We start from the raw sequence: 13054 nt of genomic DNA, 5'->3' as shown, positions 1-13054 counted from the left end.
TATGAATAAAAAAATTGCAGGCCTGCTCTTAACTTCGGCACTGACAGTCAGCTTGGTAGGTTGCGGTTCCAACGACAAGACCAACAACGCCGCCAATGCCAGCGAACCGGCGAACGTTGCCACTAACAATGCGAGCAACGCAGGAGCCGAGCCGGTCGAGTTGACGTTCTGGCGCCATGACTTTGCTCCGGAAGCCGATTCCTTGAACAAGATGATCAAGACGTTCGAAGAGAAATACCCGAACATTACGGTCAAAATGGAATTGATTCCGAACGACCAGTACGAGACTAAAATCCGCACGGCGCTTGCCGGTGGCAACCCGCCGGACATCATGGCGCTAGACGGCCCGACGCTGGCTTCCTACGCTCATCAAGGAGCGCTGCTGCCCCTTGACGATTACATGAACAAAGACGGCAATAAAGACGATATCGCCAAACCGGTTCTGGAGAGCTTGACGTACGACGGCAAGATCTACGCAGCTCCTAACAACGATGCCAGCTTGGCGATGTTCTACAACAAGAAGATGTTCGAAGCCAAAGGCATTCCGCTTCCTTCGAAGAACCCGGACGAAGCTTGGACTTGGGAACAAATGCTCGATGCGGCTAAGAAGCTGAACGATCCGGCAAACGGCGTGTACGGTTGGAACCCGACTCCATGGGGCTTCGCAGGACATGAAGGTGCTCCGTTCTCCGAAATGGTGTTCCTATGGCAGGCGGGCGGCGAAATTCTGAACCCAGAGATGACGACCGCGAAGGGCTTCCTGGATTCCCCGGCGAACAAGAAGGCGCTCGAATTCTGGGGTTCCTTGTACAATACCGAGAAAGTTGCTCCTAAGGAGCTCCCGCAAGACGCGTTCGCAAACGGCAAAGTGGCAATCAACATCGATGGCCCTTGGGCATTCGGCGCTCTTGAATCGAATTTCCCGAACTTCAAGCTAGGCGTTGATTACGACGTGGCTCCGCTCTGGAAAGACGCGAAGCAAGTAACGCCTAACGGCAGCTGGAACATGGCGATTACCGCCAAAACGAAACATCCTGAAGAAGCATGGGCATTCTTGAACTGGGTAACTGGCGTAGAGGGCTCCAAGCAATGGTACCAAGATACGAAGAACCTGCCGGCTCGCCTGTCAACGGCAGATGCATTCCAAGAGCTTAAAGAGTATCCGATGAACATCTTTGTTCAGCAGTCTGCGAAGTACGCGCATCCTCGTCCTGTAACGCCGGCTTATCCTGCAGTCAGCGAAGCAGTCCGTCTTCTGTTCGAAGACGTAGGCCTTGGCGGCATGAATGTCGACGACGCACTCAAGAAAGCGGTAGATAAAGTCGACAGCGGAATCGCGCAAGTGAAATAAACTACGATAGCATGCGCAAAGGGAGAGAGAGTACTACGCTCCTCTCCCTTTGTGTTATCCAACAAAGTCAGGAGGAATCGACCGTGAAAGGATACAAATCGGGCCTGTATGACAAGCAGGAGACGAGAGCCGCATTCTTGTTCATCCTACCCGCACTGGCGCTGCTCTTATTGTTCATCTTCTATCCGATGACGCGGGCGCTTCTGATCAGCTTCCAGAATTACAATCTGATTTCGTCTCATTCGACTCCAGCGGGGCTGGATAATTACAAGAATCTGTTAAGCGACAGCACCTTCCTCGCCAGTCTGGGGCATTCGTTCTACTTTGCGGCCGTCGTCATTCCACTTCAGACGGTCATCGCATTGGGACTTGCTTTGCTTGTGCGAAAGTCATTCCGCGGGGTCGGGGTCTTCCGTACGATCTATTTCTTGCCGGTGGTCGTATCCTTCGCCATCGCATCCACGATCTTCAAGCTGATCTATAACAAGGACTACGGGATGCTTAATATTATCCTGAAGGGAATCGGACTTCCTACGCTGGATTTTCTGTCCAATCCCGATATCTCCATGATCGGCATCATTATCTTATGTATCTGGAAGGCTATGGGCTTCTTTATGATCGTATTCCTAGCCGGACTGAACAACATTCCGGATTCGCTCTACGAGGCAGCGCACATGGACGGGGCTGGACCGTTCCAGCAATTCGTAACGGTCACGTTACCCCTTCTGAAGCGTACGATGGGCTTCGTCGTTGTCATTACGACAATGGACGCGCTCAAAATCTTCGTGCCCGTCTATATCACAACCAGCGGCGGCCCTGCACAATCAACGAGCACCGTCGTGCACTACATTTACGAAACGGCATTCAAGCAAATGAACATGGGTTACGCTTCGGCGGCGGCCTTCATTTTATTCGCGATCGTGCTCGTTATCTCTGTTATTCAATTGCGAGTATTCCGGACAGATGTCGAGTATTAGTCCGATTTCGTACCTAAGGAGGCCTTCACATGGACAAGAGCCGGACCGGCATCGTCGTCATTCGAACCATTATCATGAGCATTATCGCCATTCTCGTTATCTTCCCTGTCTATTGGATGATCATGAGCTCATTCCGAACCCATGAAGAGATTTTCAGGTACAGCAAGCTCGGATGGCATCTATTCTTCCCGGTCCATTGGACTATCAGTAACTATAAGGACATCTTCATGGACGCCTCCAAGCCCTTCGGAAGGTATATGGCCAACACCTTGTTCGTTGCCGTACTTGTAACGGCAGCAGGTTTGCTAATCAACTCATTGGCCGCTTTTGCATTTGCCAAGCTTCGTTTTCCGTTCAAGAAAGTGCTGCTCGTGATCTTCCTGTCTTCGCTTGTCATTCCTTACGAAGTCATTATGATTCCTCAGTATTTACTGATTAGCGACATGCATTGGATGAATTCATACCGAGCATTGATCGTTCCCCAGATTGTATGGGTGTTCGGGATATTCATGCTCATTCAGTTTTTTGCCGATATTCCGCGCGACATCCTCGATGCTGCCCGGATGGATGGTGCCGCTTGGACCCGGATCTATTACAAAATCGTTCTGCCTACCGCGGTTCCTGCTCTGATTACATTAGGCTTAATGACCTTCCTGAATCAGTGGGATTCCTTCTTATGGCCGTTAGTGGTCATTAATGAAGAGAAGAAACAGGTCATACAAGTAGCGATCTCCTCGTTCCAATCCCTAAGGAATATATCGTGGGGGAAAGTGCTGGCGGCAACGACCATCAGCTCCGTGCCGATTCTCGGCGTGTTCCTCCTACTGCAAAAATATTATGTCCAAGGCATTACGATGTCCGGAGTGAAAGGATGAGTGTTCCCATGGCGGCTTGGCTTCAAGAAGGTATGATCATCAAATGGTTTGCTCAGAACGAATGGCATAGTTACGAACTTAACGCGCTGGCTGCTGAAACCGTCCACGATTCGGCAGAGCATACATGTCATTATTCAGCTGAATTGCCGGATGCGCGAGTACAGCTTCGCATTCACAATAACCGAGGCTTGACGACAGTGGAACAACAGGTTTCCGAAGCGGAAGTTACGATTACGCCTTTACGTACAGGCTTAGTAATAAGCGGGGTTCAGCTCGTCATGCCGGTGGAGAGCATTCTCTCCTGCATCTGGAAGCCGCACTTGTCACCGCAAGCGGATATGGTCGTGGGGGATAAAATGTTCCGTTCGCCTGCGATCGTCTTCGAGGACGCGGCGCGAATGACGGCTCTTGTTCCCGACTTGGCGCACATCGAGCGCGAGCGCATGATTCCCCACATCATGGATTACGTCCAGGCCGATCATAGCGTGATGTATGGATTGAGCGCCTACGAGGAAACAGGTCATGTCTATCATCGATTGACCCCGTCTGCGCAAGCGTTCTCTCAATCCGTCACGTACCGATTCTACTTGCTCGAGCTGACGAAGACTGCAGATCAACGGGACAAAGATTACAGAGGCATCGAGCGGTTCCTTTGGGAGCAATTCGCTGCCGATCGTATGCCTCTTGAGGAGGAAGCATCGGTTGTCGCAGCGTTAACGCCCTATGCGGAATACGCGTATGGCTGGGCGCTCGACCGTTGGCAGGGTGTAACCTGGCAGCAATTCTCGCTGAACGGTGCAGAGGTAGGCGGTGTCGTATTCATCGTCTGCGCAAGGCAAAAGCCGGGGCTTGGCCAAGAACAAGAATGGCGCGAACCCAAGAGTTTATGGAACCAAGCATGGTTTTGCGGCTTGCGTACGGCCTACGGCTATGCGCAGTGGGGCAAGCGCCAAGGACGCCAAGATTGGGTGGATAAGTCCGAGCTGGCGCTTAACTTTGCCTTAAGCGCACCGCAATTAGATGGGTTATTCCCAGGTTATTACCAAGCAGGCGACGATAATCGCTGGGAATCCGGGCGCTGGTATATGTCTGGCCCGAGACGTCCTGCCGGACACGAAGATTATGTGCATCTGCTGGACTCTTCCTGGACCTGCTATTGGCTTCTGAAGTGGCACAGGGACGTATGCGCCGATGAGCGAATCCTGCCCTTCGTGCGCAGCTACGTGAATCGCTTGTTAAGCCTTCAGCTCAAGAACGGCGGATTCCCCGCTTGGGTTCAGCCCGTCACCTCGCAAATTTCGCCGTATTTGCTCGAGAGTCCGGAAGCTTCAATGCATGTCATGCTGCTGTGCCTGCTGAACGAAATCGAGCCCGATGCCCGGTACGTCGCATCAGCCGAGCTAGCGGCTCACATGGTCACCGAGAAGGTGGTGAAGACTGGACGCTGGGAGGATTTCGAGACGTACTGGTCTTGCTCCAAACAATGGGAGGATAAGCAATACGGCATGCTCGATCCGCGAAGCGGCCTGTACAATCAATGCAACTTCGGTATGTATTGGACGGCCGAAGCGTTCAAAGATCTTTACCGGGCAACCGGAAAGGCGGAATGGCTGGACGCTGGAGAGCAGGTGTTGGCTGAAGCATCCCTATATCAGCAAATTTGGCAGCCTGGCTACTTCCCGGTTCCAACCGTCGGGGGTTTCGGCGTCATGAACAGCGACGACGAATGGAACGACGCCAGACAAAGCTTATTCGCTTTGACTTATCTTGAATATTATCGCCTCACCGGCAATGCGAGCTATCGGGCTCGCGCGCTGTGGGCGATGAAATCTTCCTTCTATATGATGTACTGCCCGCTGAATCCTGTCGTTAAGGCGATTTACGAGCGTGTTCATCCCCGTTTCGACGAGAACGACTACGGCTTCCATATGGAGAACTTCAACCATCATGACGGTACTCCCGTAGACGGACTCGGCGAGTTTACTATCTTCGATTGGGGCTGTGGTGCGGCTTCCTCGTCTCTGGCAGAGTTCGAGCGTTCGCTTGCCGCTGTCTCCGTCCCTGTTGCTGCTACCACCGACTATTAACTATCAGGAGTGAATCCAATATGAGCACAACGAGTAAAGGAACAAATCGGCTGCAAGGAAGCATGCCTCTGATCGGAATTCGTCCGATCGTCGATGGGCGACGTGGAGGAATTCGCGAATCGCTGGAAGACGTAACGATGGAAATGGCGCGCACGACGGCGCAATTCCTCAGCGAACATTTAAGACATAGCAACGGATTGCCGGTCGAATGCGTCATTGCCGATACTTGCATTGGCGGCGTCGTGGAAGCTGCGCAGGCGGAAGAGAAGTTTGCTCGTGCGGGCGTAGGACTGACGATCTCCGTAACCCCTTCCTGGTGTTATCCTACAGAAACAATCGATACGCATCCTACCCGTCCCAAAGCGATCTGGGGCTTTAACGGCACCGAGCGCCCGGGTGCTGTATACTTGGCGGCGGCTTTGTCGGCGCATAATCAGAAGGGCTTACCGGCATTTGGCATATACGGCCGCGACGTTCAGGATATCGGGGACACGACGATTACGCCTGATGTACAAGAGAAGCTGCTGCAATTCGCGAGAGCGGGTCTTGCCGTCGCCACGATGCAAGGCAAATCCTATTTGTCGATGGGCAATGTCTCGATGGGCATCGCGGGATGTATCGCGGATGAGTCCTTCTTCCAGAAGTACCTCGGTATTCGCAACGAATACGTGGACATGACGGAGTTTGTAAGACGTATGGAGCTGGGGATCTACGACCGAGCAGAATTCGAGAAGGCGCTGGAATGGACGCGCAACAACTGCATCGAAGGCAATGAAGTGAATCCGCCGCACCTGCAGCGGACCGCTGAACAGAAGCAAGGCGATTGGGAAACGGTCGTCAAGATGACGCTTATCGCTCGCGATATGATGGTTGGCAATCCGGAGCTAGCCGCTATCGGATTCGGTGAAGAAGCGCTCGGACGCAACGCAATCGCTGCGGGCTTCCAAGGTCAACGCGCATGGACAGATTTCTATCCGAACGGCGACTTCATGGAAGCGATCTTGACTTCCTCGTTCGATTGGAACGGCATTCGCGAACCGTTCATGCTGGCAACGGAGAACGATACGTTGAATGGCGTAACGATGTTGTTCGGCCACCTGCTTACGAACGCCGCGCAAATCTTCGCGGACGTTCGGACCTATTGGAGCCCTGACGCGGTTAAGCGAGTAACAGGCTATGAGTTGAACGGAGCCGCTAAGGATGGCGTTATCCATCTCATTAACTCCGGTCCTGCAGCGCTTGACGCGACGGGCCAAATGGAACTGAACGGCAAACCCGCCATGAAACCGTTCTGGGACATTACGCAGGAGGATGTCGACAATTGCCTGAAGGCCACCAGGTGGTGTCCGGCGGTCGACTTCTTCCGCGGAGGCGGATATTCGACCGACTTCACGACGCGCGAAGGCATGCCGGTTACGATGGCCCGCATCAACATCATTGACGGCGTCGGACCCGTACTTCAATTGGCCGAGGGTTATACCGTCGAGCTTCCCAATGAAGTTCACGACACGCTGGATCAACGGAGCAACAGCACGTGGCCGACCACTTGGTTCGTACCGAATACGACGGGCGAAGGCTTGTTCAAGGATGTATATACGGTCATGAACAATTGGGGCTCCAACCATGCGGCAGTCAGCTACGGTCATATTGGCGGCGACTTGATTACGCTGGCTTCCATGCTGCGCATCCCGGTCAGCATGCACAATGTGCCGGACGAGCGGATGTTCAGGCCTTCGGCTTGGACTTCATTCGGCGGGATGGACTCGGTAGGCGCGGATTATCGGGCTTGCCAGACGCTAGGACCTCTATATAAGTAAAGGGAGAGACGCCAGATGACGAGCAAGTATGCAATCGGAGTCGATTACGGCACGGAGTCAGGCAGAGCGCTTCTCGTTGACATAAGTAACGGCCGAGAGGTCGCCTCGCACGTGACTCCCTATGTCCACGGAGTCATCGATGAAGTACTTCCGGAAAGCGGACGGAAGCTGGAGCCGGATTGGGCACTGCAGTATCCCGATGATTACGTGGAGGTGCTCCGCAAATCCGTGCCGGAGGTACTACGCGTCTCCGGCGTCAACGCCGAAGACGTTATCGCGATAGGCATTGACTTTACAGCCTGTACGATGATGCCGCTAAATGCGAATGGGACACCTCTGTGCATGCTGCCGGAGTGGTCGGACAATCCGCATGCATGGGTGAAGCTATGGAAGCATCATGCGGCACAAGAGGAAGCGGATCGAATCAATGAGCTCGCCAAGCAACGCGAAGAAAGCTTCCCCGCTCGTTACGGGGGCAAACAGTCTTCGGAGTGGATGATCGCGAAAATTTGGCAAATCGTGAATGAAGCAAGCGAAGTGTACGAAGCGACCGATCTGTTTATGGAGGCAGCTGACTGGATTGTCATGCAGATGACGGATAATCCCGTACGGAATAGCTGCACGGCAGGCTACAAAGCGATTTGGCATAAGGAGGCGGGTTATCCTTCCGATGCGTTCTTTGAGGCACTTGATCCGCGCTTGAGCGGATTGACTGCGACGAAGCTTCGCGGAGAAATCCTGCCGCTTGGCTCGAGAGCGGGAGGATTGTCCGAACGCATGGCTAAGCTAATGGGCTTGCTTCCGGGGACGGCCGTCGCTGTGGGCAACGTGGACGCGCATGCGGCCGTACCGGCCGTCGGCGCCGTTACGCCGGGCAAGCTCGTCATGGCGATGGGCACGTCAACATGCCATCTGCTGCTGAGCGAGCAAGAAGTAATCGTCGAAGGGATGTGCGGAGTCGTTGCCGACGGGATTGTTCCGGGCTATTACGGCTACGAGGCGGGACAGTCTGCGGTCGGAGATATCTTTGCGTGGTACATTGACGAAGCGGTTCCGGAATACGTAGTGCAAGCCGCGAAAGCCGAGGGCATAAGCGTACATACTTGGCTGGAGCGGAGAGCGGCGGCGTATGAGCCTGGCGAGACAGGCTTGCTTGCCTTGGATTGGTGGAACGGCAACCGTTCGGTGCTCGTGGATGCGGACTTGTCCGGCATGATCCTCGGTTTGACGCTGCTCACCAAGCCGGAGGAAATCTATCGGACTTTGCTGGAGGCTACTGCCTTCGGTACCCGCAAAATTATCGATTCCTTCGTCCAACAAGGCATTCACGTCGATGAGCTGTACGCATGCGGCGGCTTGCCGCAGCGCAACCGGCTGCTCATGCAAATCTATGCCGACGTTACCGGCAGGGAGATTAAGATCGCGGCGTCTACCCAGACGGCAGCGCTCGGGGCTGCAATGTTCGCAAGCGTGGCCGCGGGCAGCGCAGCAGGCGGCTACGACAGCGTCGTAGAAGCGGCCGATCGCATGGCGCATATCCGTGAGGAGACGTTCGTGCCAATTCAGGCAAATGTAGCAACCTACCAGCGGCTGTACCAGGAGTACGAGGCTCTTCACGATTATTTTGGTCGTGGCGGCAACCCTGTGCTCAAGACCTTGAAAGAAATGAAGACGGCAGCAAAGTCCGCTAGAGCGAATGAGTTCCATGAAGTAAGCGTTTAGAAAACAAAATGAATGAAGCCCCTTGCAGCAGATAATGAGAAAACACGTTAGTGTTTACATCAATGCCTGCTGCAAGGGGCTTTCTGTGCTGTTTTGAATGCTATGAAAACCGTCGTTACACCATTCCGAAATAAATCTCCGTTGTATACCGGAAGCTAACTACGCCGTCTTGTTGATGCTTGTTGAACAACACCTTAAGTGCTTCCATATAAGGCTCATGACTAGGCGTGCCCGGAAGCGGGGCATAGGAGGACGAGAGGGTCCGCCCCTGAAGTCCTTCCAGATCAAATCGCTGCTCATTCGCAAACTCGGCTTTCTTATAGCTTCCGTCCCGGAAGAAGGAGGCAAAGTCCTCGCGATGAAGCCGTCTGTGGTTCACATCTTTATAATCCGATGCGTAGTGTAAGAGAAGTTGATCATAATCAGCTCCAAAAGGATCGTCGATCAGGCGAGTGTTCCAAATTAGTGCGACATGGCCGTCAGCGCGCAGAATACGGCGGAACTCACGACCGGTCGATTCCGGCTCGAACCAATGAAAGGCTTGCGCCGATACGATACAATCCACAGAGTCATCGCTCAGCGTGGTCGCTTCCGCCGATCCGTCGACGGATCGATAGCGATCATAACCGCCAAGCTGTGCCTCTGCCGCAAGCCGCATTTCGATGTTAGGCTCCACGGCCACGACATTGCTGCCACGCTCAAGCAGCAGTCGGGTGAAAATCCCCGTGCCTGACCCAATATCAGCAATAGCAGAAGACGGTACAAGAGACCCCTCCTCGTAGATGAAGTCCAGAGCAGCTGCCGGATAAGTAGGTCGATACTTCACGTATTGCTCCACGCGATCTGAGAAACGTTTCGTATTATCCTTCATAGACGAATCCCTCCTCTTACAAACATTTGCTATCGTTCAAGTGGTCCTCCACCGTCCGATTAAACCGTTCAAGCAGTTCTCCGAACAAGGCGGATTCTTCCTCTGTCCAGTCTTTCAGCACGTCCGTAAAGAAGGTTTGGCGCAGCTGCCTCACTTTGAGCAGCATCTCACGGCCTGTGGAAGTGGCTTGGAGCAGGCTGACCCTTGCGTCCTTCGGATCCACCGTTCGCTCCACATATCCCTTTGCCTCAAGTGAAGCGGTCTGCCGGCTGGCTGTCGAAATATCCAATTGAAAGGTGTCGGCAAGCGCCTTAATACCAAGCGGACCATGGTCTATCAGCCGTCTCAGCAATAAATAAGTAGAGCGATCAAGCCCGGTATTGGTAAAATAAGCGATACGGGCAGCTTCGGCTCGACGCATAAAAATAGCCAATTCATGCTCGATTCGATGCAGATGGCCTGGATCAATGTTCATGTAGGATCACCGTTTCTCTAGGTTGTGAAGCATCTTTATTCCAGCATATCGCTTCAATATAATCCATGCAAGTGGAAGAGATAGACCGATTGACAGCTATTGAATACCTTGTATAATTACGAATAGACATAGTTGCATGATACAACTATACACGAGTACGTAATAAATTTCACATGCAATTACGTGAGAGGAACGCTGCAATGATGGAAAATGAAACTCAGTTGGAGTTTGTTGCGTTAAACCATATAGGACATTCACCATCGCCCGTTGGCGCTTTGGTTCGACTAAAGGTGTTTCAAGTTGCAGGCCGGCACAAGCAGCTGAAACAAGTGGACCATGCCATATCGGCAATGGAACGGGTATGGCAAGACGGAGCCGTACAGAGCGGCGGCGTTCTGCGAGGTACACGGGGGAAACATGTCGTTTCACTTGCGCTTGTCGATGCACTGGCGGGGGAAGCTACGGGTCCGAATCGTTATACGGTAGAGTACAGCGATCATATCGCATCGCAGCCCTCCTCCAAGACAGCGCAAGGACAAGGGTTGGCGCCGTTGTATTTCTTAAATATCGTGCACCTTGCGCCGGGCAAACGCGAAGTCATGATTCGGAATTTCGAGCGCACGATGCCGTATGTACGCAAGCAGCCTGGCTATATCTCGACGAATTTGTTGGTCAGCCGCGATAATCGACAGGCCATTCATGTCGGCCAATTCGAGAGCAGGAAACATTTTCAAGCGATGTTTCGCAAGCAAGAAGTACTTCGCGCCTTTGGCCGAGGACTGGCACCGGGCATGATGGCGACGGTTTGCGGCGTGCTTCCTAAGCCGCCTAGTTTGCATCTGTTTGAACTCGCGCATGTGGTGGGATCGGCGGAACACAATTTGCTCAACTAGCAGGAATAACTACAAGGAACGTCCGGTGCAAGAGCGATGGCTTGCTTGTGCCGGGGAAGGAGTTGTTGAAGGTGTCTCCATTGATGAGACTGCTTAATCGCAGATTTTTTTATTTTACACTTATACTCTTGGTGAAGGGTATTCTGGCCTGGTCGGTCGTGTTTGACGAAGGGCCGTCCTGGATGACGCTCGTAACGGAAATTCCGTTCTTCTGGGTGGTATTCTGTCTAATCGAATGGTTAGCGGGCAAACGGAAGATGCTGTACTATATGATCGTCAATTTATTGCTGACGCTGCTCTATTTTACTGTACTCATGTACTACAAATATTATGGCATCATTGTTACGTATCACGCGCTTGCCCAGGCCGGTAAAGTCGCGCAGGTTGGAGAGAGCACGTACTCGCTGCTTGATCCGTACTACTTGTTTATTTTCCTCGATATCGCCGTGTTGGCCTTTATCTTGTTCCGACCGAAGCATAAACACATTCAACAGCGAGTCGGCATGAGACCTGTGAGAAAAACAGGCTTAACCATCATGTTCATCGTGTCCTCGCTGCTCTGCTTGCTTAATATTTGGCCGAACCGAGCCAGTATGAACGAGAACAAGCAGGCCGAAGAGATGGGGCTGCTCAATTACGAGATCTATACGATCTTCGCCGACAGCCGCAAAGATGACGAGACCGTGCCGATGGCCGACATTACGCAGAGCGCGATCGATGAGCTTAAGGGCACGGTGCAGCCGGAGCCACAGCCGCAATATTTTGGAGCCAGCAAAGGAAAGAACCTGATTATCGTGCAGATGGAGTCCTTCCAGGATTTCTTGATCGGCCTTGAGATTGACGGTCAGGAAGTAACGCCGAATATCAACAAGCTGGCGCAGGAGAACATGCACTTTAATCACTTCTACACGATGGTCGGTCAGGGGACCACATCAGATGCCGAATACGTGGTGAATACATCCCTGTACGTGCCACAGCATGAAGCGGCAACCGATCACAATGTGGATAAGGCGCTGCCAAGCTTGCCGAAGCTGCTGCATGCCAATGGCTACACGACGGCGACGTTCCATACGAACGATGTTTCGTTCTGGAATCGCACAGAGCTGTACAAGGCGGTAGGCTGGGATCATTACTATGACAAATCCTTCTACGGCGACGAGGATCATATTGCCTTCGGTTCGTCGGATGAAGTTTTATACGATAAGACCATTGATGAGCTGGAAAAATTAGATGAAGGCGAGCAGCCTTTCTATGCGCAAGTCATTTCGATGAGCGCCCACCATCCGTTTAATCTTCCGGAGTCCAAGTACAAAATGAAGCTGCCGGAAGCGTTCGACGATAGCATCGTCGGTAACTATATTCATGCCCAGAACTATGCCGATTACGCGCTCGGACAGTTCATTGACGATTTGAAACAGCGCGGGATATGGGATGACAGCGTCATTCTGTTCTACGGTGATCATCAAGGGTTGTCCTTGTATTCGCTTGACCGCGACGAGAAGAGCTTGGTGGCCGGCATGATTGGCCATGAGTACGGGTATACCGACATGTTCCGTATCCCGCTAATTCTTCATGCTCCCGGCGTGACGACTCCTTCCGTTAGGGAACAAACCGGCGGTCAGATCGATATTCTGCCAACGGCCGCGAACTTGCTAGGTGTATCGTTAAAGGATCAGATTTATTTTGGCCAAGATTTGTTGAACCAGAGCTCCAACATGCTGCCGATGCGTCATTTCTTGCCGTCGGGCTCCGTCATTACGGATGACGATATGTTCTTGCCGGGCATCGATTATATGGATGGCACGAACTACTCGCTCCGCGATAACAGCGAGACCGAGCATGCTGAAGGGGCTACAGAGGATCAATACAATCGTACGTTAAAGCTGTTGAACTTATCGGACAGTTATGTGAGTCAACTGCCGGACAAAGAATAATATAAAGGGATATAAAGGGGCTGTCCCTCAAGGTAATTGCCTTGAGGGACAG

10 protein-coding genes are annotated in these 13054 nt (G+C 52.7%); 8 read left to right on the top strand and 2 right to left on the bottom strand.

The genetic code is table 11. The features are described 5' to 3' along the window. Position 1 precedes the first annotated feature (1 nt). From BLW29_RS13555 to BLW29_RS13530, 6 genes are all read left to right on the top strand, one after another. Positions 2 to 1351 carry an ABC transporter substrate-binding protein gene (locus BLW29_RS13555; RefSeq protein ID WP_090980323.1) on the top strand — a complete coding sequence of 450 codons (1350 nt, stop codon included), beginning with the start codon at positions 2 to 4 and terminating at the stop codon, positions 1349 to 1351. Between the two features lie 83 nt (positions 1352 to 1434). Next, positions 1435 to 2328, top strand: a complete 894-nt coding sequence (locus tag BLW29_RS13550; protein ID WP_256208599.1) for a carbohydrate ABC transporter permease — start codon at positions 1435 to 1437, stop codon at positions 2326 to 2328. A gap of 29 nt (positions 2329 to 2357) precedes the next feature. Continuing rightward, entirely contained in the window at positions 2358 to 3203 is an 846-nt protein-coding gene (locus BLW29_RS13545) for a carbohydrate ABC transporter permease (RefSeq protein WP_090980318.1), read from the top strand. An 8-nt stretch (positions 3204 to 3211) separates the two neighbouring features. Next, positions 3212 to 5290 carry a hypothetical protein gene (locus tag BLW29_RS13540; RefSeq protein ID WP_090980315.1) on the top strand — a complete coding sequence of 693 codons (2079 nt, stop codon included), beginning with the start codon at positions 3212 to 3214 and terminating at the stop codon, positions 5288 to 5290. A gap of 20 nt (positions 5291 to 5310) precedes the next feature. Next, complete coding sequence (locus tag BLW29_RS13535) at positions 5311 to 7107, top strand: L-fucose isomerase (RefSeq protein WP_090980313.1); 1797 nt, start codon at positions 5311 to 5313, stop codon at positions 7105 to 7107. A 15-nt stretch (positions 7108 to 7122) separates the two neighbouring features. Next, complete coding sequence (locus tag BLW29_RS13530; protein WP_090980311.1) at positions 7123 to 8829, top strand: ribulokinase; 1707 nt, start codon at positions 7123 to 7125, stop codon at positions 8827 to 8829. Between the two features lie 115 nt (positions 8830 to 8944). Here the strand turns inward: BLW29_RS13530 and BLW29_RS13525 are convergent, their stop codons facing one another. Both BLW29_RS13525 and BLW29_RS13520 read right to left on the bottom strand, forming a co-directional pair. After that, positions 8945 to 9700: a class I SAM-dependent methyltransferase gene (locus BLW29_RS13525; protein WP_090980309.1), complete on the bottom strand. Its 756-nt coding sequence runs from the start codon at positions 9698 to 9700 to the stop codon at positions 8945 to 8947. Between the two features lie 16 nt (positions 9701 to 9716). Beyond that, a complete protein-coding gene (locus BLW29_RS13520) occupies positions 9717 to 10175 on the bottom strand; it encodes a MarR family winged helix-turn-helix transcriptional regulator (protein ID WP_090980307.1) in 459 nt (152 codons plus the stop codon). Between the two features lie 200 nt (positions 10176 to 10375). Here BLW29_RS13520 and BLW29_RS13515 point away from each other — a divergent pair, with 200 nt between their 5' ends. Further along, positions 10376 to 11068 (top strand): antibiotic biosynthesis monooxygenase family protein, encoded by a 693-nt coding sequence (locus tag BLW29_RS13515; protein WP_177186620.1) that lies wholly within the window; start codon positions 10376 to 10378, stop codon positions 11066 to 11068. Positions 11069 to 11139: 71 nt separating this feature from the next. Next, the gene (locus BLW29_RS13510; RefSeq protein ID WP_371264719.1) at positions 11140 to 13002 is read left to right on the top strand and encodes an LTA synthase family protein; all 1863 of its coding nucleotides are present in this window, start codon (positions 11140 to 11142) and stop codon (positions 13000 to 13002) included. Positions 13003 to 13054 lie beyond the last annotated feature (52 nt).

It is taken from the genome of Paenibacillus sp. CF384, from assembly GCF_900106745.1.
Taxonomy (GTDB): Bacteria; Bacillota; Bacilli; order Paenibacillales; family Paenibacillaceae; genus Paenibacillus_Z.
The sequence above is the reverse complement of the archived record's forward strand: the minus strand, read 5'-3'. Positions and strand labels throughout refer to the sequence as shown.